The following is a 20,265-nucleotide window of genomic DNA, read 5'->3' on the forward strand; positions in this document are numbered from 1 at the left end:
GCCGCTCAGGCGCGGCTCTCCCCCGCCTGGCTGGTGTGGAGCAGCTGGAGGTCCGCTTCCGGCTGCGGGTCGCGGCCCAGGCGCATGCCCACGATGGTCACCACAGCGGTCAGCGCGATGTATCCGGCGATCAGGTACCAGCCGCCGGAGCTTGCGCCGTAGAGCGCCGTGAAGATCAGCGGAGCCACGGCGCCGCCCACCACGCCGGCAAGGGTGTAGGCCAGGGAACTGCCGGCGTAGCGGAGCCGGGCCGGGAACTGTTCGGTGATAAAAGCGGCCTGCGGGCCGTACATAAAGGCGTGCAGGGCCAGCCCGATCACCACGCCGATAGTCAGCATCACCACGGACTTGCCGGAGATCATAAGGAAGAACAGCGGAATGTAGACGGCGGTTGCGGCGGCCGTGATGCCGTACATCCAGCGCCGGTTCACGCGGTCGGTGAGGGCGCCGGCAGCAGGAATCAGGAAAAGCTGGAACGCCGAGCCGATGAGGATTGCGGCCAGGACGTTGCCCGTTGTCATGCCGAGCTCCTTGGTGGCGTAGACGGCCACGAACACGGTAAACAGGGAGTAGAGGACGTCGGGGCAGACCCGCGAGAGGGCGGCCGACACCAGGGCGCGCGGCTCGGTGGTGAAGACTTCCTTGATGGGCGCCTTGGGGCGGTCGCCCTTGGCCTGGATCGCCTTGAAGACCGGGGTCTCCTCAAGCCTGAGGCGGATGATCAGGCCGAAGACCACCAGCAGGGCGGAGGCCAGGAACGCTACGCGCCAGCCCCAGGAGAGGAAGGCTTCGGTGCTGAGTGAGGCGGCCAGGATGGCCAGGACGCCGTTCGCCATGAGGTTGCCGGCGGGCGGGCCGATCTGTGCTGCGGAGGACCAGAAGCCGCGTTTGTTGGGGTCGCCGAATTCGCTGGACAGCAGCACTGCGCCGCCCCATTCGCCGCCGACGCCGATCCCCTGGGCCAGGCGCAGCAGCACCAGGATGGTGGGAGCTGCTGCGCCGATCACCGAGTAGTCGGGCAGCGCACCAATGAGGACAGTGGCGACGCCGATCAGCACCAGGGTGAATACCAGGACGTACTTGCGGCCGATTTTGTCGCCCAGGCGGCCGAAGATGACGCCGCCGATGGGGCGGGCCAGGTAACCCACCGCGAAGGCTGAGAAGGAGAGCAGCAGCCCCACGAACTCGTCATTCGAGGGGAAGAAGATCTTGGGGAACACCAGCGCCGACGCGACGGAGTAGATGGCGAAGTCGTAGTACTCCAGCGATGTGCCGGTAAGGCTGGCGATGTAGGCCTTCAGCGCGCCGGCTGGCGGCTTCCTTGCCGCGGTCCTGGCTGCCTTGTTGGTGCCGGTCATGTTTTCCTCCGGGGAATGGGGATAGTGCGGGGGTGAGGTGCAGCGGGGTTTAGAGGAACGAGCCGATGCTGACACCGGCGTCCTCAAGTGCGGACTTCACGGCGGCGGCCATGGCTACGGCCCCCGGTGAGTCACCATGCACGCAGATGCTTTCTGCGTGGATCTTCAGGATGGATCCGTCGATGGCCCGGACGGAGTTTTCCGTGGCCATCCTTAATACATGCTCCGCCACTTTGGCGGGGTCGTGAAGGACCGCTGCGGGCTGTGAGCGGGAGACAAGTGTTCCGTCAGGGTTGTACGCCCGGTCGGCAAAAGCCTCCGTCACTGCGCGCAGGCCCGCTTGCTCCGCAAGCCGCAGGACCTCGGAACCGGGGAGGCCCAGAATGGGCAGGCCCGGGTCAACCGACTTCACGGCGTCGACGACGGCCTGCGCCTGGGCAGTGTGGCTGACGATGGCGTTGTAGAGGCCGCCGTGCGGTTTCACGTACCGGACACGGGCTCCCTCTGCTGCTGCCAGGGCCTGCAGGGCACCGATCTGGTAGACGACGTCGTCGGCCAGTTCCACGGGGCTGACGTCCAGGAAGCGGCGGCCGAAACCTGCCAGGTCGCGGTAGCCCACATGGGCCCCGATGACGATGCCGGCGGCTTCCGCGTTCCGGCAGGTCCTGCGGATGACGGTGGGATCACCGGCGTGGAAACCGCAGGCCACGTTCGCGCTCGACACCGAACCGAACATGGCCGCGTCGTCGCCCAGGGTCCAGCGCCCAAAGGATTCGCCCACATCGCTGTTGAGGTCGATGGTTGTCATTTGTGATTCCCGTCTCATTGGTGGCTCCCTACTAGGATGCACCAAAAATCGGAATTGTTCAACGATCCTTCGATTCAACGATCTGGCGATCGTGTAAATTCTGGGGTATGACCTCTTCGAGCCCCACCGTTCGGCCGGCTCCTGGCCGCCTCCGGGTCGCAGTACCTTCCGTGGCCGAGCGGGTGGCGGATGAGCTGCGGCGCCAGCTCGCGGAGGGGACGCTGCTGCCGGGGAGCCGGCTCACCGAGTCCACCATTGCGGAGGATTTGGGGGTTTCCCGCAATACCGTCCGGGAGGCGTTCGCCGAACTTGCCAGTGAACGGCTGGTGGTCCGCCTCCCCAACCGCGGCGTTTTTGTGGCGACCCTCGACGCCGGGGACATCCACGATGTCTATACGGTCCGGCGCGCCATCGAGGTCAGCGCGGTCCGCGGCGGAGGCAGCGCCGAGGACATCGCCGCGGTCCGGGCAGCCGTGGACGAAGGCAAACGCGCCGCGGATGCCGGCGACGACGAAGCCCTGGGCACCGCAAACCAGCATTTCCACGGCGCCATCGTTGCGATGGCCGGCAGCCCGCGGCTGAACAGCATCATGGGCCAGGTGCTGGCGGAAATGCGCCTCTACTTTCATAAAGCCACCATGGATGCAGACTTTTACCGGCATTACCTGCCGGACAACGAGGCGATCTGCGCGGCCCTCGAGTCCGGGGAGCTGGACCGGGCGGCCAACCTGCTGCTGGCCTACCTGGACCGGTCGGAGGACAACCTGAGCGATGTACACGGTGCCGGTGCCGGGTAAGCGCAGGGCAGCGGCCGGGGAAACGGAATGAGCGCGCTTGGATACCTTGCGGCCTCGGTGCCGCCGCGGCTGGCGATGGCAGGTTCTACCGTTGCCATCCCCATCCTCGCGGTCCAGGAACTTGACGACGTCTCAATCGGCGGCGCCCTGGTGGCCGTTTCCCTTGGACCCAGCGTTGTTGCAGCGCCCATGGTGGGTGCGGCCCTGGACCGCTCCCGCCGGCCAGGGGTCCTGGTCGCGGTGGCTGGTTTCCTGACCGCTGCTGCCCTCGCCATGGCGTCCTTCCTCGGCGAGGTCCCACTGCCCGTGGTGTTCGCGTTCCTGGCCGTCGCAGGAGCGCTCTCGCCCTTCTACATGGGCGGGCTTTCGAGCTTTGTGGCAGACGAGATCCCGGACCAGCGGCGGGCCTTCGCCTACGACGCGCTCTCCTACAACATTTCCGCGGTGGCCGGGCCTGCGCTCGTGGCGGTCGTAGCCACGTTCCTGCCCGGCGGCGCCGCCTTATGGATCCTGTCAGCCGCCGCGTTCGCCGGAGCCGTCAGCGCGGCCGCTGCCAGACTGAAGGCCCGTGGACGCACCGGTGGTTCGGTGTGGCAAACGGTCACATCCGGCCTGCACCGCATCGTCAGCCACCGGCCCCTGGCGGTGGTCACGGGAGCTTCCACCCTGACCCAACTTGGCCAGGGCGGACTCGCGGTGGCAGCGGTTGCACTCTCCATCGAACGCGTCGGTTCACCCGGGGAAGGCGCACTGCTGGTGACCGCGTTCGCCGTCGGAAGCCTTCTTGGCGCCTTGTACGAGACCATCCGGCCCACCCGCGCCCGCCCGCACACAGTGATGATGCTGGGATTCCTGGCCACGGGTTTGCTGACCATCGGGGCGGCCTTCGATTTCGGCACCGCCTGGACGGTGGCCGCCATTGGCCTGTCCGGAGTCTTCACCGCCCCCACCTCCGCAGCCATGCTCTTCCTCCGCAACCACCTGAGCCCGCCGCACCTCCGGTCCCAGATCTTCACGGTCGGCGCGGGCTTCCGGGCCTCGGCGTCCGCTGCCGGTGCGGGACTTGCCGCCTCCGCCACCGGATGGGGTGGCGGACTGGCCGTGGCGGGGATCGGCGTTATGTGGGTGGTTTCGGCTGCGCTGATGGCTGCGTATCCGGCGGGGGCTTCGGCAGGTTCAAGCAGCAGCTAGCGCCGGGTGTAGCCCATCCGGGCGCTGACCTGCAGCCCGGCCTGCTGAAGGCCTTCGATGAGTCCCGGCGCCGTCTCCGGGTCGAAGCGGAAGGCCGGTCCGGAGATGCTGATGGCCCCGATCACCGCGCCCAGGTGGTTATAGACCGGAACGGCGACTGCCGTGAGGCCGATCTCAAACTCTTCCCGCACCACCCCGTACCCGTCGCGCGCGACGTCGAGCAGTTGGGTTTCGAGTTCCTTGCGGTTGGTGATGGTGCGCGGAGTCCGCGGCGGCAAGCCTGTTTCCTTCAGGATGCGGTCCCGCTCCTCGGCAGGCAGGGCGGCCAGCAGGACCTTTCCGCTGGAGGTGGCGTGCAGCGGTGTCAGGTTGCCCACCCAGTCGTAAGTGGCCAGGGTGGACGGGCCCATCGCCTGGTCCACGTTGACGGCGTAGTTGGAGCGGAGGACGGCCAGGTTCACCGTTTCCTTGAACTCCTCCGCGAGGGCCTCGAGCACGGGCCGGGCCTCGCGGACCAGGCTCAGCCTGCCCGGGATGGAGCTGGCCAGCCGGAGGATGCCAAAGCCGAGCTGGTATTTGCCGCGGTCGCTGTTCTGGTGGACCATTTCCCTGCTCACCAGCGAACCCAGCAGCCGGGAGACGGTGGATTTGTGGATGCCCATTTCCTCGGCGATGTCGCTCACGCCCGCGTGGCCGTCCCGCGCCAGGATCTCCAGGACCGCGAGGGCACGGTCCACGGACTGCACGCCGCCGTGGCCCGCCTCCGCGTCGGCATCGGGTTCCCGGTCATTCTTCGAAGCCACGATCCATACTCCCGCCCGTGGCACCACTGGTTTGGTTCCACATTTCGATCCTAGACCGGGAGCTGTGACGGAGCTGACATTGCGCTAAGCGCGTTAACGCAGGCCGTTGCTGTGCGCGAGCGCCGTGGCTTCCGTCCGTGAGGAGGCGCCGATCTTCCGGTAGAGGTTGCGGAGGTGGAACTTCACGGTGTTCTCGCTGATGTGAAGCTTCGCGGCGATGCCGCGGTTCCGTTGCCCTGCGGCCAGCAGCTGCAGCACCTCAAGTTCCCGCTCCCCCAGGTTCCAGTCGGCCGCCTCTGCCAGCGGACGGGCCGGCGGATCCAGCGGGAGGGCGACGGCGACGTCGGCACCCCAGCCGGGCATCACGTCCACACCCATGCTGCCGTTGAGGGCCTCGACGCGCTGGACTAGGCGGGCCATGGCCGGCGCCGATGCGGACAGTTCGCCGGGGCCGTCGTCGCGCACGTTGATGAGCAGGTTGGCGCCGTCGCAATCCCACTGCGTCCGGACCCGGCGGACGCCCTGCTGGTCCACCATCGCCAGCACCAGTCCGCGCACAATGGCGCGCGCCGCGTGCGCCACCTCGCCGGGCAGCGCCCGGCCGTTGACCGGCGGTTCGATGAACTGCACGTCTATCCCGCTGAAGTTCATCAGCGGGCGGAGGTCCTCGCGGAGGCGCTGGAACGCGGAAGCCACAGGCTCTTCGACGAGGTCAGTGGTCCGGTCGCTGAGCGTGCGCAGGCCCACCAGGGCTTTGGCTGCCACGTCGGTTGCGGCGGTGCGGGCGGCAGCGTCGGCCAGCGCGGGGGACCTGAGCGCCGCAAGCAGGGTCTCGAGGGTGGTGGAATGCTGGTCCACCAGTTCGGCCGTCACCCGCAGGCGCTCTGCCGAGGCGGCGCGGGATTCAATGAGGTACGACGGCGGCGCATCAGCCACCTTTTCGCGGATCCGTTCAGCCGCCAGCATCCACAAGTAGTTGAGCAGCCACTGCGGGTCCGGCCCAGTGTCGGAGGCAGGAATTGGCTGCGGGTCGGAGAGGACCAGCAGCGCATTGCTGGGCGACGAAACAGCAAGGATCTGCCGGATGCCGCCGCCGAAGGTGGCTTCACCGCACCACGTCCCGCCGTCCCCGTCGGCCAGCAGCGTGGCCCGGATGGCGTCGAGTTCGGCGATCGAGACCCGGCTGATGATGGCCTCGGCACCGGACTTCTTCTGCGGGCGGCCGGTGCAGTCCTCGGTGAAAATCACCAGGGCAGTCGATTCCCAGTAGGGGCTGACGGCCTCCCGCAGCCGGTGGGCAATCTCCAGCAGCGGAGCAGTGGCCAGGGCGGCGACGGCTTCGAGCAATGCGGTGTTGGGGTGTTCCACCTGCCCAGTGTACGGGTGATGCGCGGAACCACCTACCCTTTTGGGTGGTGCAGACTGTCCGATCATGGCGTTGGACCCACCCGCAGGACGGGCGAGCATGGAGGGGTTACAACGTCCAAGGAGGTACGCATGAGTGCTGTCGCAGCAACAGACCCGTCCCATTCAGCCCTGACCGGCACGTCCCGTGCCTTTGACCAGAACCGCACCTTGATCCTGGATGAGATCAGCACCGTCTTCCAGCGGGTCGACCACGAAGAGGTGGCCGCCCTGGTGACGGAGCTGAGGCTGGCCGACAGGATCTTCGTGACCGGCGCCGGCCGCAGCGGCCTGGTCCTGAAGATGGCGGCGATGCGGCTGATGCACCTCGGACTGACCGTGCATGTGGTGGGTGAGACCACAGCACCTGCCATCCGGGCCGGCGACCTGCTGCTCGCGGCATCCGGTTCCGGCACCACCGCCGGCGTGGTTAAAGCGGCGGAAACCGCCGTCGCCCAGGGCGCCCGCGTGGCCGCCTACACCACCAGCAAAAGTTCCCCGCTCGCCAACGCCGCGGCCGCCGTCGTCCTGATTCCTGCGGCGCAGAAGACGGACCACGGCTCGGCAGTGACCCGGCAGTACTCCGGAAGCCTCTTCGAGCAGGTGCTGTTCGCCTCCACCGAGGCGGTATTCCAAAGCCTGTGGGACGAGGAGGCCGCCGCCCCGGAGGACCTCTGGCAGCGCCACGCGAACCTCGAATAAGTATCCCCCTCCCTCAACAAGCCTCCGCAACAACCCGCCAAACCGAAAGAGATAGAACATGAAACTGCAAGTCGCCATGGACGTCCTCACCGTCGAAGCCGCACTCGACCTGGCCGGCAAAGTCGCCGAGTACGTGGACATCATCGAGCTGGGCACGCCGCTGGTGAAGAACGCCGGGCTGTCCGCCGTCACCGCTGTCAAGACAGCCCACCCGGACAAGATTGTCTTCGCCGACATGAAGACCATGGACGCCGGCGAACTGGAGGCCGAGATCGCCTTCGCTGCCGGCGCGGACCTGGTCTCCGTCCTGGGCAGCGCCGACGACTCCACCATCGCCGGGGCCGTGAAGGCGGCCAAGGCTCACAACAAGGGCATTGTTGTGGACCTGATTGGCGTTGCGGACAAGGTCACCCGGGCCAAGGAAGCCCGTGCGCTCGGAGCCAAGTTCATCGAATTCCACGCCGGCCTGGATGAACAGGCGAAGCCCGGCTACAACCTGAATGTTCTGCTAAGCGCCGGCGAAGAGGCCCGCGTCCCGTTCTCCGTGGCCGGCGGCGTGAACCTTTCCACCATCGAAGCGGTGCAGCGTGCAGGTGCTGAAGTGGCCGTCGTCGGCGGGTCCATCTACAGCGCCGACGACCCCGCCGTCGCTGCCAAAGAATTGAAGGCCGCGATCATCTAACTTCGGACCTCATCGAGAATTACGACGGCGGCCCTTACCTTTTGGTGCGGGCCGCCGTTCGCGTTGCGGGCTATTCGAACGAACGGATTTTGATGCGGGAGAAGGTGGCGGGGCCTCCGTCGGTGTACAGGGAAATTCCAGTGTCGCCCTCCGCGAAATGCACCTGTTGCGAGAGCACCGTGTGGCCGGCATTGACGAACACTTCGACGCTCTGCGTATCCACGAAGATCCGCAAGTGTACTGAGCGCGCGGCGGGATCAATGGGTGCCGCCGCCCGCGTGTACGGGACCAGTGAGAAGCCCGCCTGGTCCGACGGTCCCCGGTCCACGTACAACTCGTTGCCGTATTTGCCGATGTTCGTGTGCAGTGCACCGTCACTGGAACGGCCCACGGAAACCCCGACGTTAGCGGCTGCGTCCCAGGAGATGTCCAGTTCCAGCTCATAGGCCCGGCCGCTCCATGGCAACAGTGCGCTTCCGTTCACCGTGCGGTCCGGGAGGTTGGTGGTGGCCGTGGCGTACTGCGCCAGTGCCCCGACCGGGCTGCTGAGCAACGAGTACCACCCGCCCGCCTGGCGCTCCAGGCGCAGTTCGCGGACGATGGAGTTCTGGCCGTTGTACCCGTCGGTGGCGTCGGTGGGAACATCACGGGCGGCGTACTTCCAGTTGTTCATCCAGCCGATCGCGTACCGCCGCGTATCGGGCGCCTCCGCCACGGGCCATGTGACGGCGCCGTACCAGTCCCAGCCCCAGTCGAGCCACTGCGGGTTGTTGACGTCGTCCGCGAGGAACTGCTCCCCGTCCCACCTTCCGGTCCAGTAGGCGTACGTCATGGGCAGCCCGATGCTGTAGGCGTCCATGCTGGCGCCGAGCAGCCAGTGGCGGGTGCCGTCATTGGCTGTCATCTCGAACAGGTCCGGGCACTCTATCCCGCCCAGGGCGTGGTTCGGGAAGTCGAAGTTGTGCCTGAGCTGCCAGTTGCGCAGGTTTGTGGAGGTATAGAAGGCCGCGTAGCGGGCACGGCCAATGACGCACACCCACTCACCGCGCGCCGCGTCCCAGTGGATCTTCGGATCGCGGAACCACTCCGCATTCTCGATCTCCGCCTGGGTGGTGGCGGTCCGGCCGTCGCTGTTGAAGATCACCGGATCGGGCAGTGCTGTAAATGTGTAACCGCCGTCGGTGGACCAATACAGGTATTGCTCCTGGTACTTGCGGATGCCATCAGTGGGCTGCGTGGCCAGCACAACAATTGCACCGGCGCCGAAGCCAGCAGTATTCGCGGCATCCACCACTGCTGAGCCGGACCACACGGGAAAGTCCGCCCGCAGGGGCAGCGCCACTCCATGGTGGGCAAAAACCACTCCGTCGGTGGTGGTGGCATGGTCCCAGCCGCCCTGGCCGTTGTTCTGCGTGGAGTGAAGGTAGTAGAGATGGTAGGCCCCGTCCAGGTAAACCGGGCGCTGCGGATCGCAGAGCCAGCCGGACGGCGGCGTCATATGGAAGACCGCCCGCAGCGACCCCCGGGCGAGGGCCTGGGCTGGCGCTGCAGTCAGTGCACTTCCGGTGAACAGTGCGAGGGCGCCTGCTCCTGTGCCCTGCAGGACACGGCGGCGGGAAATGGCATGGGTCATCGTTGACTTCCTCTCGTGGGGGCGGCTCTGCCCGAGCCCGCGGCGGTGCACCTTCGTCGGGGCCCGGCCTCGGATTGATTAAGCGCTTTAGCAGGAGAAGCTACCGCCGGAGCGCCTTCATGGTCAAGCATTTGGGCAAAAAGCTCCGCTGCCATCCCCCACTTCCACTACTCGCGGAGATAATTTTGCTAAAACGCTTGATCAGCGTCGTTTCTCACGCTAGCTTCTAAGTGATCAAACGCTTTAGCAGAAATGGACATCAACGCCGATGAATCACCCGATCTTCTTCCAGCCCGCCGATGCGTGGGTGGGCGACCTCATCCCTTTCCAGCACGACGGTGAGTTCTGGCTCTTCTACCTCCACGAGGTCCGCTCCGAACCAAAACCGGGGACCGCCTGGAACCTCGTCACCACCAAGGACCTGATCCAGTTCCAGGACCACGGAGTGTCCCTCCCGCATGGAACGGACGCGGACCTGGACTTCAACGCCTATACGGGCAGCATTGTGTTGGACGAATCAGGCGTCCACCATCTGTTCTACACCGGGCAGAATCCGAACAACCTGGGACCGGACGGGCTGCCCTTGCAGCTGGTGATGCACGCCACGAGCACGGACGGCATGCGTACCTGGGTAAAGCACCCGGAGCTCACCTTCGGCGCCCCATCCGGCTACGAGTCCGGTGACTGGCGGGATCCCTTCGTTTTCCGGGACGAGGCAGCCGGCCAGTGGCGGATGCTGATCGCCGCCCGGCACGCCGTGGGGCCCGAGCGGCGCCGCGGTGTTATCGCCCAGTGCGTCTCCAGCGACCTGATGACCTGGGAGTACACCGAGCCGTTCTGGGACCCCCGCCGCTACATCACCCACGAATGCCCGGACGTGTTCTCCTGGGGCGGCTGGTGGTACATGGTCTACTCCGAGTTCTCGGAAAACTTCACCACCAGGTACCGCATGTCCAGGAGCCCCGACGGACCGTGGACGGTACCGGCGCAGGACTCCATCGACGGTCGGGCCTTCTACGCATCAAAGACTGCCGAGCGGGACGGCCGCCGGTTCTTCTTCGGCTGGATCGCCAGCAAAGAAGGAAATTCCGACGTCGGCGCCTGGCAGTGGGCGGGCACCATGGCAGTCCTGGAGGCCCGGCAGAACTCCGACGGAACCCTGGGTTTCGGCTTCGCGGACGAACTGGTGGACAGCTTCTGGGACGAGGTGCCGCTGACCTTCAACCGTGAGCTCCCGATGCGGCTCCATGTACCGGACAGCTACACCACCGCCATTTCCAACGAGGACCTCCCCGGCCAGTTCTATGCGAAGGCAGTGCTGGACATCGAACCGGGCACCACAGAATGCGGAGTGTTGCTTCGCGCCAGCCCGGACGGCGACCACTCCTACGTGCTTCGCCTGGAGCCGAAGCGCGGACGGATGGTCTTCGACCGGTGGCCCCGGGCTATCACCGGCAACGCGCAGTGGCACGTCTCGGGCGATGTCCCGTTCGATATCGAACTCGAACGGCCGTGCGACCTCAGCCCGGGACAACACACCCTGGAAGTCGTCGTCGAAGGGGATCTGTGCGTCGCCGTTGTGGACCGGCAGGTGGCCCTCAGCACCAGGATGTACAACCTGGCGTCCGGGCGGATAGGCGTGTTCGCCGGCGAAGGCTCAGCCACCGTCACAGATTTCGAAGTACGCAAGCGCACCATCAACTAAGTCCCTGTCCCTCCCCGAGAACCCTCCGTTCCAGTCAAGGAAGATTGCCGCCATGAAAAATATGCTCCGCGCAGCCGCCGCAGCAGCTGTCACTGTCCTCGCCCTGACCGCCTGCGGCGGCGGCAGTTCCACCGATCCCTCGAATGTCAGTCCGGCAGGCGAGGTCAAACCCCGCGAAATCTCGTGGCTGCTGTCCCGCCCGGCCGATGGCGCCGTTATCAACATCATGACCAAGCTGGCCGATGACTATGCCAAGGACCACCCGGGCTTCAAGCTCAACCTCATCACCACCCCGGACCGGCCGTCCTACATCCAGAAGCTCGAGACCCTGGCCGCCGCCAACAAGCTGCCCGAGCTGTTCGATACCGATGCCACACCCTTCGCGCAGCAGCTGGCCAAGCAAGGCAAGATGGTGGACGCCGGGAAGCTGCTGAAGGCGCTGGACCTCTACGACGACTACCGTCCCGGCGCGCTGGATTACCAGCGGTTCGACGACGGGTCACTCTTTATGATTCCGTTCCAGTTCGAACTGGAATTCATTTGGTACAACAAGGCGCTGCTGGAGAAGGCCGGGGTGGCGGTTCCGAAGTCGCTGGATGACATCCCCGCCATGTGCACGTCCCTGCGCAACGCGGGGATCACCCCCATTGCCATCGACGGCCAGGACCAGTGGCCGCTGGAGCGCTACGTCGCCTACCAGCCGTTCAGGGCAGCCGGACCGGATTACGTCCAGAAGCTGAAGAAGGGCGAAGCCAAGTTCGCCGATGCCGCCGGGCAGAAGGCCGTGAACTGGATGGCGGAGCTCGGCAAGGCCAAGTGCTTCCAGGAAGGCTTTTCCGCCCAGGGCTACTCCGACGCGCAGAACCAGTTCACCTCCGGGCAGGCCGCAATGTACAACATCGGAACCTGGGAACTGCCCAGCCTGGCCACCGACAAACTGAACCCGGCCGTCCGGGAGGATATCGACTTCTTCACCCTGCCCACCACGGAGGGATCGGTGACGTCGGCAAATGAGTTCGTCTCGCCGTCGGGCATTGGCATGGCCGTGAATTCCAAGACCTACGATCCGCTGGTGAGTGACTTCCTGAAGTTCGCCCTGCAGAAGTACCCCGCGGAATATGCGGCCACCGGCGCGCTCTCCCCCACCACCACGGTAGAAACCGCCATCCCGGCCAATGCCACCCCGCTTTACCGGAAGGCCCTGGACCAGGCGAAGGACCTGGGCTCAAAGCAGGCCATGCCATGGGATACCCAGCTTGATCCCACCACGAACGGCCGGCTGCAGCAGGAGCTCGTCCTGCTGGTGCAGGGCAACATCACGCCCGGGCAGTTCACGGAGACCATGGACAACACCGTCAAGCAGAACGCCCCCAAGTTCTTCAAGTAACCACAGCTTCTTCACGCAATCACTGCGGCGGGGGACCCCCGGTCCCCCGCCCGAAAGGCCCGTCATGCAATCCAACAGGATGCTTCCCAACAGGTCACGGACTTCGGTCCTGGTCTTCCTGCTCCCGCCCCTCCTGCTCTACGGCGCAGCGGTACTCTTCCCGATCCTCCAGTCACTGTTCCTCAGCTTTTTCTCCTGGAACGGCATCAGCGACATGGAATTCGTGGGACTGGACAACTATGTCCGGATGTTCGTTGCCGATGACATCTTCTGGCGCGCGTTCCTTAACGCCCTCCTCTACCTGGCCATCTGCCTGGTCCTGCAGCTGGGCGGCGCCCTGCTGGTGGCCAGCCTGCTCACCTCCCTCAGCCGGGGACGCGAGCTCATCAAGACTCTCTACCTGCTGCCCGCGATCATCTCCACCGTGGCCATCGCCTTCCTGTTCGTCCGGATCTACTCGATCGACCCGGTGGGCCTGCTCAACCAGCTGCTGCGCTGGATCGGGCTGGGCAGCCTGGAGCGGCCCTGGCTCTCAGACGTCAGCACCGTGCTCGCCGCAGTCTCGGCACCGGAGGGCTGGCGCTTCACCGGGCTGTACATGCTCATCATTTACGCAGCCCTGATTGCGGTGCCCAAGGAACTGGAGGAAGCCGCAGTCCTGGACGGCGCATCGCGCTGGACCCTGTTCACCAAAATCCGCTTCCCGTACATCCGGCCGGTCTGGATCACCACCACCATCATGGCCACCACCTACGGCCTGCGGGGCTTCGACATCCCCTACCTGATGACCAACGGCGGCCCGGGACAATCCTCTGAACTGCTGACCACCTACATGTATAAGACCGCGTTCACCAGCACGGACTTCGGCTACGCCAGCACCATCTCCGTCTTCATCGTCGTTGAGTGCCTCGCCGCCGTCGGCCTCATCCTGTTCCTGCTCAAGCGGAAGGCAGAATCATGACCATCCAGGCACCCCCGGCCAGCCCACCCGCAGTGGTTCCGCCGCTCCCGGCAGTCCCCCGCCGCCGTCGTAAGCCCAACCTGTTCCGGACGCTCTCGCGCGTGCTGATCATGCTCATTGTGATTGTCCAGGTCTACCCGCTCGCGTGGCTGTTCCTGACCAGCCTGCGGACCGAGCACGACTTTGCCACGGGCGATCCCTTTGCCCTCCCCAGCTCCCTCACCTGGGAAAACTACGCCAGGGCTTTCGAAACCGGGGACCTGGGCCGGAACATCCTCAACAGCTTCGTCGTGACCATGGGTGCCAACATCCTGATTGTCCTGTTCGGCATGATGGCCGCGTACGCCATCCAGGTGCTGGGCTTCCGGCTCAGCAAACTGGTCCGCGGGCTGTTCCTGATCGGCATCATCGTTCCGGTGCAGATCGCCCTGGTCCCGCTGTTCATCGACTACTCGGCGGTGAACCTGCTGGACACCTACCAGTCGATGATCATTCCGCTCGCCGGCTTCTCGCTGCCGATGTCCGTGTATCTGTTCTCGTCATTCTTTGAGTACATTCCCCGCGAAACCTACGAGGCAGCTTCCCTGGATGGCGCCGGCCCCTACCGGATCTTCGGGCTGATCACCCTGCCGCTGTCCCTGAACACGGTGGTGACGGTGGTCCTGGTCAACAGTATCTTCATCTGGAACGACTTCATCTTCGCCAACACCTTCGTGCTGTCCGAGGACCTGAAAACCATCCCGCTGGGCCTGCAGAACTACATCGGCGCCATGGGCAAGGTGGACTGGACGGCAACGTTTGCGGCTGTGTGCGTCACCATCACCCCGCTGCTGCTCGTGTTCCTGGTACTCAACAAGGCCATGATCCAGGGGCTGGAGAGCGGGGCGACGAAGGGATGAGCGCGCCAACAGATGGATATACTCCTGACGGAGGGCAGATGAGTTCAATGGAGAAAAGTTCAGGGGAGGCGGCGCCTGCTGCCCGCTCCCGGCGGACCACGGAACGCGCCCATCCCGTCACCCTGCGTGAGGTTGCCGAAGCTGCCGGCGTTTCCACCGCCACCGTCTCACTGGTGGTCAACAAAAAGAAAAGCGCCCGGATCGCCGAAGAAACCAGGCAGCGCGTCAAGGATGCCATCCGGACCCTGGGGTACCGGCCGAATGCCATGGCCAAAACCTTGGTCAGCGGAACCTCACGGTTCATCGGACTGGTAGCCGACGGCGTTGCCACCACCCCCTTTGCCGGCCAGATCATCCACGGCGCCCAGGACGAGGCGTGGAAGCACGGTTACGCGCTCCTGATCGCCAACACGGAAGGAAACGGCGAACTCGAGCAGGACGCCATCCAGATGATGCTCGAGTACAAAGTGCGGGGCATCCTCTACTCCACCTGGTTCCACCGGCACACCGACATCCCCGCACCGCTGCGGGAAGCGGACTTCGTCCTAGTGAACTGCTTTTCCCGTGAGCCCGGCGCCCGGGCTGTGGTTCCGGACGAAGTCCAGGGCGGACGCTCCGCCACCGAGATCCTGCTGCGGCACGGCCACCGCCGGATTGCCTTCATCAACGCCACCATTCCCGCCCCCGCCAAGGACGGACGGCTCCAGGGGTACCGCGAGGCACTTGAGGAGGCGGGGGTTCCGTTCGATCCCGAGCTGGTGATGGAAGCGTATCCGGACCAGGAAGGCGGCTACGGGGCCACCGGGGCGCTCCTCCGGCGTGACGTCACGGCGGTGTACTGCTACAACGACCGGATGGCCATGGGCCTTTACGACGGCCTGCGCGAACGCGGCTTGTCCATCCCAGACGACATCGCCGTGGTGGGTTTCGACAACCAGGAGGTCATTGCCGCGCACCTCCGGCCCCCGCTGTCCACGGTTTCCCTGCCGCACTACGAACTCGGCGCGGCGGGGGTGCGGATGCTGCTCGAACTCGAAGGGGCACCCGAAATGGCGGCCGACGGGGTGGCGAAGATGCACTGCCCCACCGTGGAACGGACCTCAGTCAAGGCCCAGGCGCGGGCCTGACCCGGTTTCGATACAGCAACGCGGGGTCAAATATAGCCCGTCCCGGCCGCGAAAATGGGCCGGATGTGACCCCGCGTAAAAAGTACGACGACGGGAGGCGCGGCGTCATGTCGAGGCGCTGATCACCCGGTTCCGCCCCGCGAGCAGACCCGTCATGGCCAGGACCGCCATGATCCCCGCAGTGACCAGGAGCGGAAGCGTCCAATCTCCGCTCAGGTCGCGAAGCCCGCCGAACATCACCGGCCCAACGGCAGCGAGGCCATAACCAACGGACTGGGCCATGCCGGACAACGATGCCGCCTGCGGATGGTTCACGGTCCGGAGGCTGAACAGCGACAGGGCAATCACAATAAGGCTTCCGCATCCGATTGCCCCCAGAACAACCCACATCAGAACAAGGTCCGGCGCGATCGCCAGGCCCAGGAACGTCACAACCATCACCGCTCCGCTGGCGAAGGAAACAAGCCGCTGGTCCGAAACGCGGTGAAGAATTCCGCCTGCCCCGAGGCTTGCGAAAACGCTGACGAGCAGGAAAAGGGACAGATGGATGCCGGCGGCAGCGGCCGGGACCCCGCGGCTTTGTTCGATAGTTGGCAGCCAGGCCATCAGGACGTAGAAGGCGATCGACTGAAGTCCCATGAAGATGGTCACCTGCCAGCCCAAGGCTGATGCCCAAGGCGACCGGTAGGAGACCGCCGGCTTGTCGGCGTTCACAGTGGCGGAGCTGTGCCGGCGGAGCCATGGCAGGAGCACCGCCATGGCGATGAGGGCAAGTCCCACCCAGATACCGAGGGCAAGCCGCCACCCCGCGGGGGACGTTTGCGCCACGGGCACGACGACGGCGGCCCCCATAGCGGCGACGGCGGCCTGGGTGGCGGTGTAGCTCCCAGTCAATTGACTGACCCTCATGGGAAAGTCGCGCTTGACGAAGGAGGGCAGCAGGACATTGAGGAACGCGATGGCCAAACCGATCAATGCCGTGCCCGCCCAAACCAGGCCGGGCACAGGCAGGGAGCGGAGCACAATGCCCGAGGCCAGGATCAGCAGGGACATCCACAGCGCACGGTCGAGGCCCAGGCGGGAAGCGAAGGCGGGCGCCACGGGTGAGAAGACTGCAAAAGCAATGAGCGGAAGCCCCGTCAGGAACCCTGCTGCAGCACTTGTCAGGTCAAGATCCCCGCTGATGTTGGCGAGCACCGGACCCACGCTGACAAAGGACACCCGAAGGTTGACGGCGATGAGCAAAACGCCGATGAAGGCGAAGCCGAACCTTACGGTGTGGTCCTGTGCGTTTCGGGTGGCAGCGGGCATGGTGCGCATTCCATCCTTTCAAGGGTGAGAGAGCGTCCCGGTTTATGCGACGTTAAGTGAGAGAGCGTCCCGTTTTATACGGCGTTAAGTGAGAGAGCGTCCCGGGGCGGGCTAGAGAATCTTGCGGATGGTTTCCTCGAAGCTGGTGACGTGGTGCAAGGCCAACTCCCCTGCCCTGTCCGCGTCGCCGGCAGCCACCGCCTTGAGCAGGTCCACGTGCTCGGTGATGTGGCCGGTCACGGAGGGGACCTTGTCCAGCACCACGCACCAGATCCGCGTGGCCAGGTTGTCGTAGCGGATCAGTGTGTCTTCCAGGTGCGGGTTGGCCGCGGCCTTATAGATCAGCCGGTGCACCATCAGGTCGTAGCGCATCAGGTCGCGTGATTCGCCGGCGCCGGGATCGATGCTTGCAATGGCATCGGCCACCTGCAGCAGTTCGCGGCGCATGCTTTCGCTGGCCCTGTCCGCCGCGCGGCGCGCCGCGAGGGGCTCCAGCAGCTCCCGGATCTCGGACACGTCAGCCAGCTCCGTAAAGTCCACATTGGTGGCAAAAGTCCCGCGGCGGGGATACGAAATCACCAGGTGGTCCACCTCCAGCCGCTTGATCGCTTCGCGCACGGGAGTACGGCCAAAGCCGAGCTCGGCGGCCAGCTGGCCGTCATTGATCGGCTCGCCGGGACGGATTTCCAGCATGATCAGCCTGTCGCGCAGCTGCCGGTAGGCGGCCTCCGCCTGCGACGGCGCTTCGTCCTCCGCCGGCGTCAGGGCAAGAAGTGCATTCAAGGGCTGCTCCGTTCTTCGATACCCGCCGGATCCGAACTCGTAGCTTTCACCCGCTTTCGGTCCAGCTATTGACTCTGCTGTGATCCCAATCATACCATTGACCTCACACTGATATATCAGTCATTGAACAAGTGGTATTTCAAAGGAGCATCCGTGGTTGAGCAGTTGAACGAGCGTCTTTCCGCAGTCGATCCCGAGGTCCAGCAGGCCATCGCACAGGAGTTGGTGCGCCAGCAGTCCACGCTGGAAATGATCGCCTCCGAGAATTTCGCCCCGTCCGCCGTGATGGAGGCTCAGGGTTCGGTCCTCACCAACAAGTACGCCGAGGGCTACCCGGGCAAGCGCTACTACGGCGGCTGCGAGCACGTTGATGTGGTGGAGCAGCTGGCCATCGACCGGGTGAAGGACCTGTTCGGCGCCGAGTTCGCCAACGTCCAGCCGCACTCCGGCGCCCAGGCAAATGCTGCCGCCATGTTCGCCCTGCTGAACCCGGGCGACACCATCATGGGCCTGGACCTCGCCCACGGCGGCCACCTCACCCACGGCATGCGCATCAACTTCTCCGGCAAGCTCTACAACGTGGTGCCCTACCACGTACGGGAATCCGACCTCCGGATCGATATGGCCGAAGTGGAAGCCCTGGCCCTTGAGCACCGCCCGCGCCTGATTGTGGCCGGCTGGTCCGCCTACTCCCGCCAGCTGGACTTCGCCGAGTTCCGCCGCATCGCCGACCTGGTGGACGCCTACCTCATGGTTGATATGGCGCACTTCGCCGGACTGGTCGCAGCGGGCCTGCACCCCAACCCGGTCCCCTACGCCGACGTTGTCACCACCACCACGCACAAGACCCTCGGCGGCCCGCGCGGCGGTGTGATCCTGGCCAAGGAGCAGTACGGCAAGAAAATCAACAGCGCCGTCTTCCCCGGCCAGCAGGGCGGCCCGCTGGAGCACGTCATCGCCGCCAAGGCCGTGGCCTTCAAGCTCGCCGGCAGCCCCGAATTCAAGGAACGCCAGGAACGTGTCCTGCAGGGTTCCAAGCTCCTGGCCGAACGGCTCCTCCAGGACGACGTTGCGGCGGCCGGAATTTCCGTGGTCAATGGCGGCACCGACGTCCACCTGGTCCTCGTGGACCTCCGCAACTCCGAGCTGGACGGGCAGCAGGCCGAAGACACCCTGCACAAGATCGGCATCACGGTTAACCGCAATGCGGTCCCCTTCGATCCCCGCCCGCCGATGGTCTCCTCAGGACTCCGGATCGGCACCCCGGCGCTGGCCACCCGCGGCTTCGGCGCCACCGAGTTCGCCGAAGTTGCGGACATCATCGCGACGGCGCTCATCGCCGCTGCGGGCAACGGCACCATTGGTGACGCTGCCGTCGTCGAACTCCGCGCGCGCGTCACGGCCCTTGCCGAACAGTTCCCCCTGTACCCCCACCTCAACGAAGGCTCCGACGTTGCCGCCTTCGAAGCAGATTTGATTGGAGCCACCAAGTGAGCACCCACCAGCTCCCCGAGCACCCGGACTTCCTCTGGCGCAACCCCGAGCCCAAGTCCTCCTACGACGCCGTGATTGTGGGCGGCGGCGGGCACGGCCTGGCCACCGCGTACTTCCTGGCGAAGAACCACGGCATGACCAACATCGCTGTCCTGGAAAAGGGCTGGCTGGCCGGCGGCAACATGGCCCGGAACACCACCATCATCCGCTCCAACTACCTCTGGGACGAGAGCGCGGCCATCTACGAGCACGCCCTCAAGCTCTGGGAAATCCTCCCCGAGGAACTCGAATATGACTTCCTCTTCAGCCAGCGAGGCGTGATGAACCTCGCCCACACCCTGGGCGACGTTCGCGAAAGCATGCGGCGCGTCGGCGCCAACAAGCTCAACGGCGTGGACGCCGAGTGGCTTGACCCTAAGCAGGTCAAGGAACTCTGCCCCATCCTGAACATCAGCGACAACATCCGCTACCCCGTGATGGGCGCCACCTACCAGCCGCGGGCCGGCATCGCCAAGCACGACCACGTGGCCTGGGCCTTCGCCCGCAAGTGCGACGAGATGGGCGTGGACATCATCCAGAACTGCGAAGTCACCGGCTTCGTCAAGGACGGCAACCGCGTGGTGGGCGTCAAGACCAACCGCGGCACCATCAACACCGAAAAGGTGGGCCTCGCCGCTGCCGGCCACAGCTCCGTCCTGGCCGAAATGGCCGGCTTCCGGCTTCCCATCCAGTCACACCCGCTGCAGGCCCTGGTCTCCGAACTGCACGAGCCCGTCCACCCCACCGTGGTGATGTCCAACCACGTGCACGTCTACGTCTCCCAGGCCCACAAGGGCGAACTGGTGATGGGCGCCGGTGTTGACTCCTACAACGGCTACGGCCAGCGCGGATCGTTCCACGTCATCGAGCACCAGATGGCTGCCGCCGTCGAGCTTTTCCCCATCTTCGCCCGGGCCCACGTGCTCCGGACCTGGGGCGGCATCGTGGACACCACGCTGGACGCCTCGCCGATCGTGGGCAACACCCCGGTGGAGAACATGTTCGTGAACTGCGGCTGGGGCACCGGCGGCTTCAAGGCCACCCCCGCCGCGGGCATGACCTTCGCCCACAACATCGCCACCGGCGAACCGCACAGGCTGAACAAGCCGTTCGCACTGGAGCGCTTCGAGACCGGCGCCCTGATCGACGAACACGGCGCTGCCGCCGTCGCCCACTAGCCG

The 20,265-nt window shown here is 65.5% G+C and carries 18 protein-coding genes; 11 read left to right on the forward strand and 7 right to left on the reverse strand.

Annotated elements, in window-relative coordinates; genetic code table 11:
* Window positions 1-5 precede the first annotated feature (5 nt).
* A complete protein-coding gene (locus tag AC3A4Z_RS14610; RefSeq protein ID WP_498712371.1) occupies window positions 6-1,358 on the reverse strand; it encodes an MFS transporter in 1,353 nt (450 codons plus the stop codon).
* A gap of 49 nt (window positions 1,359-1,407) precedes the next feature.
* Window positions 1,408-2,166, reverse strand: a complete 759-nt coding sequence (locus AC3A4Z_RS14615) for a LamB/YcsF family protein (RefSeq protein WP_498712373.1) — start codon at window positions 2,164-2,166, stop codon at window positions 1,408-1,410.
* Window positions 2,167-2,273: 107 nt separating this feature from the next.
* On the opposite strand from AC3A4Z_RS14615, the gene AC3A4Z_RS14620 reads away from it, so the two are divergent.
* Window positions 2,274-2,963 carry a GntR family transcriptional regulator gene (locus AC3A4Z_RS14620; protein WP_498712375.1) on the forward strand — a complete coding sequence of 230 codons (690 nt, stop codon included), beginning with the start codon at window positions 2,274-2,276 and terminating at the stop codon, window positions 2,961-2,963.
* A gap of 27 nt (window positions 2,964-2,990) precedes the next feature.
* On the forward strand, window positions 2,991-4,154 hold the full coding sequence (locus tag AC3A4Z_RS14625; protein WP_498712378.1) for an MFS transporter: 1,164 nt from the start codon (window positions 2,991-2,993) through the stop codon (window positions 4,152-4,154).
* On the opposite strand, the gene AC3A4Z_RS14630 is transcribed toward AC3A4Z_RS14625, so the two are convergent.
* Window positions 4,151-4,957 carry an IclR family transcriptional regulator gene (locus tag AC3A4Z_RS14630; RefSeq protein ID WP_498712379.1) on the reverse strand — a complete coding sequence of 269 codons (807 nt, stop codon included), beginning with the start codon at window positions 4,955-4,957 and terminating at the stop codon, window positions 4,151-4,153. The genes AC3A4Z_RS14625 and AC3A4Z_RS14630 overlap by 4 nt on opposite strands.
* Before the next feature lie 93 nt (window positions 4,958-5,050).
* Window positions 5,051-6,325 carry a helix-turn-helix transcriptional regulator gene (locus AC3A4Z_RS14635; RefSeq protein WP_498712381.1) on the reverse strand — a complete coding sequence of 425 codons (1,275 nt, stop codon included), beginning with the start codon at window positions 6,323-6,325 and terminating at the stop codon, window positions 5,051-5,053.
* Window positions 6,326-6,454: 129 nt separating this feature from the next.
* On the opposite strand from AC3A4Z_RS14635, the gene hxlB reads away from it, so the two are divergent.
* The gene (gene hxlB / locus AC3A4Z_RS14640; protein WP_498712382.1) at window positions 6,455-7,063 is read left to right on the forward strand and encodes a 6-phospho-3-hexuloisomerase; all 609 of its coding nucleotides are present in this window, start codon (window positions 6,455-6,457) and stop codon (window positions 7,061-7,063) included.
* 58 nt (window positions 7,064-7,121) lie between these two features.
* A complete protein-coding gene (hxlA, locus tag AC3A4Z_RS14645) occupies window positions 7,122-7,745 on the forward strand; it encodes a 3-hexulose-6-phosphate synthase (RefSeq protein ID WP_493971095.1) in 624 nt (207 codons plus the stop codon).
* A 70-nt stretch (window positions 7,746-7,815) separates the two neighbouring features.
* Here the strand turns inward: hxlA and AC3A4Z_RS14650 are convergent, their stop codons facing one another.
* Complete coding sequence (locus tag AC3A4Z_RS14650; protein ID WP_498712385.1) at window positions 7,816-9,378, reverse strand: glycoside hydrolase family 32 protein; 1,563 nt, start codon at window positions 9,376-9,378, stop codon at window positions 7,816-7,818.
* 268 nt (window positions 9,379-9,646) lie between these two features.
* On the opposite strand from AC3A4Z_RS14650, the gene AC3A4Z_RS14655 reads away from it, so the two are divergent.
* The 5 genes from AC3A4Z_RS14655 to AC3A4Z_RS14675 all read left to right on the forward strand — a co-directional run bounded on the left by AC3A4Z_RS14655 (window position 9,647) and on the right by AC3A4Z_RS14675 (window position 15,457).
* Window positions 9,647-11,083: a glycoside hydrolase gene (locus tag AC3A4Z_RS14655; RefSeq protein ID WP_498712387.1), complete on the forward strand. Its 1,437-nt coding sequence runs from the start codon at window positions 9,647-9,649 to the stop codon at window positions 11,081-11,083.
* Window positions 11,084-11,135: 52 nt separating this feature from the next.
* A complete protein-coding gene (locus AC3A4Z_RS14660) occupies window positions 11,136-12,470 on the forward strand; it encodes an ABC transporter substrate-binding protein (RefSeq protein ID WP_498712389.1) in 1,335 nt (444 codons plus the stop codon).
* A 79-nt stretch (window positions 12,471-12,549) separates the two neighbouring features.
* Entirely contained in the window at window positions 12,550-13,431 is an 882-nt protein-coding gene (locus AC3A4Z_RS14665; RefSeq protein ID WP_498712425.1) for a carbohydrate ABC transporter permease, read from the forward strand.
* Complete coding sequence (locus tag AC3A4Z_RS14670) at window positions 13,428-14,330, forward strand: carbohydrate ABC transporter permease (protein WP_498712391.1); 903 nt, start codon at window positions 13,428-13,430, stop codon at window positions 14,328-14,330. Before AC3A4Z_RS14665 ends, AC3A4Z_RS14670 begins: the two co-directional genes overlap by 4 nt.
* Before the next feature lie 38 nt (window positions 14,331-14,368).
* Window positions 14,369-15,457, forward strand: a complete 1,089-nt coding sequence (locus AC3A4Z_RS14675; protein WP_498712393.1) for a LacI family DNA-binding transcriptional regulator — start codon at window positions 14,369-14,371, stop codon at window positions 15,455-15,457.
* 105 nt (window positions 15,458-15,562) lie between these two features.
* Here AC3A4Z_RS14675 and AC3A4Z_RS14680 read toward each other — a convergent pair whose 3' ends face one another.
* Both AC3A4Z_RS14680 and AC3A4Z_RS14685 read right to left on the reverse strand, forming a co-directional pair.
* Complete coding sequence (locus AC3A4Z_RS14680) at window positions 15,563-16,777, reverse strand: MFS transporter (RefSeq protein ID WP_498712394.1); 1,215 nt, start codon at window positions 16,775-16,777, stop codon at window positions 15,563-15,565.
* A gap of 102 nt (window positions 16,778-16,879) precedes the next feature.
* Complete coding sequence (locus tag AC3A4Z_RS14685) at window positions 16,880-17,551, reverse strand: GntR family transcriptional regulator (RefSeq protein WP_498712395.1); 672 nt, start codon at window positions 17,549-17,551, stop codon at window positions 16,880-16,882.
* Between the two features lie 153 nt (window positions 17,552-17,704).
* On the opposite strand from AC3A4Z_RS14685, the gene glyA reads away from it, so the two are divergent.
* Together glyA and AC3A4Z_RS14695 are read left to right on the forward strand one after the other, a co-directional pair.
* Window positions 17,705-19,045 (forward strand): serine hydroxymethyltransferase, encoded by a 1,341-nt coding sequence (gene glyA, locus AC3A4Z_RS14690; protein ID WP_493971087.1) that lies wholly within the window; start codon window positions 17,705-17,707, stop codon window positions 19,043-19,045.
* Window positions 19,042-20,262 (forward strand): sarcosine oxidase subunit beta family protein, encoded by a 1,221-nt coding sequence (locus AC3A4Z_RS14695; RefSeq protein WP_493971086.1) that lies wholly within the window; start codon window positions 19,042-19,044, stop codon window positions 20,260-20,262. Before glyA ends, AC3A4Z_RS14695 begins: the two co-directional genes overlap by 4 nt.
* Window positions 20,263-20,265 lie beyond the last annotated feature (3 nt).

This window comes from Arthrobacter sp. Soil_C_49, assembly GCF_057656635.1.

What these genes read in the sequence shown, in the direction of transcription:
- AC3A4Z_RS14610 (WP_498712371.1), bottom strand. Translation starts at nt 1,358, where the DNA reads ATGACCGGCACCAACAAGGCAGCCAGGACCGCGGCAAGGAAGCCGCCA.
- AC3A4Z_RS14615 (WP_498712373.1), bottom strand. Translation starts at nt 2,166, where the DNA reads ATGACAACCATCGACCTCAACAGCGATGTGGGCGAATCCTTTGGGCGC.
- AC3A4Z_RS14620 (WP_498712375.1), top strand. Translation starts at nt 2,274, where the DNA reads ATGACCTCTTCGAGCCCCACCGTTCGGCCGGCTCCTGGCCGCCTCCGG.
- AC3A4Z_RS14625 (WP_498712378.1), top strand. Translation starts at nt 2,991, where the DNA reads ATGAGCGCGCTTGGATACCTTGCGGCCTCGGTGCCGCCGCGGCTGGCG.
- hxlB (WP_498712382.1), top strand. Translation starts at nt 6,455, where the DNA reads ATGAGTGCTGTCGCAGCAACAGACCCGTCCCATTCAGCCCTGACCGGC.
- hxlA (WP_493971095.1), top strand. Translation starts at nt 7,122, where the DNA reads ATGAAACTGCAAGTCGCCATGGACGTCCTCACCGTCGAAGCCGCACTC.
- AC3A4Z_RS14650 (WP_498712385.1), bottom strand. Translation starts at nt 9,378, where the DNA reads ATGACCCATGCCATTTCCCGCCGCCGTGTCCTGCAGGGCACAGGAGCA.
- AC3A4Z_RS14655 (WP_498712387.1), top strand. Translation starts at nt 9,647, where the DNA reads ATGAATCACCCGATCTTCTTCCAGCCCGCCGATGCGTGGGTGGGCGAC.
- AC3A4Z_RS14660 (WP_498712389.1), top strand. Translation starts at nt 11,136, where the DNA reads ATGAAAAATATGCTCCGCGCAGCCGCCGCAGCAGCTGTCACTGTCCTC.
- AC3A4Z_RS14665 (WP_498712425.1), top strand. Translation starts at nt 12,550, where the DNA reads ATGCTTCCCAACAGGTCACGGACTTCGGTCCTGGTCTTCCTGCTCCCG.
- AC3A4Z_RS14670 (WP_498712391.1), top strand. Translation starts at nt 13,428, where the DNA reads ATGACCATCCAGGCACCCCCGGCCAGCCCACCCGCAGTGGTTCCGCCG.
- AC3A4Z_RS14675 (WP_498712393.1), top strand. Translation starts at nt 14,369, where the DNA reads ATGAGTTCAATGGAGAAAAGTTCAGGGGAGGCGGCGCCTGCTGCCCGC.
- AC3A4Z_RS14680 (WP_498712394.1), bottom strand. Translation starts at nt 16,777, where the DNA reads ATGCGCACCATGCCCGCTGCCACCCGAAACGCACAGGACCACACCGTA.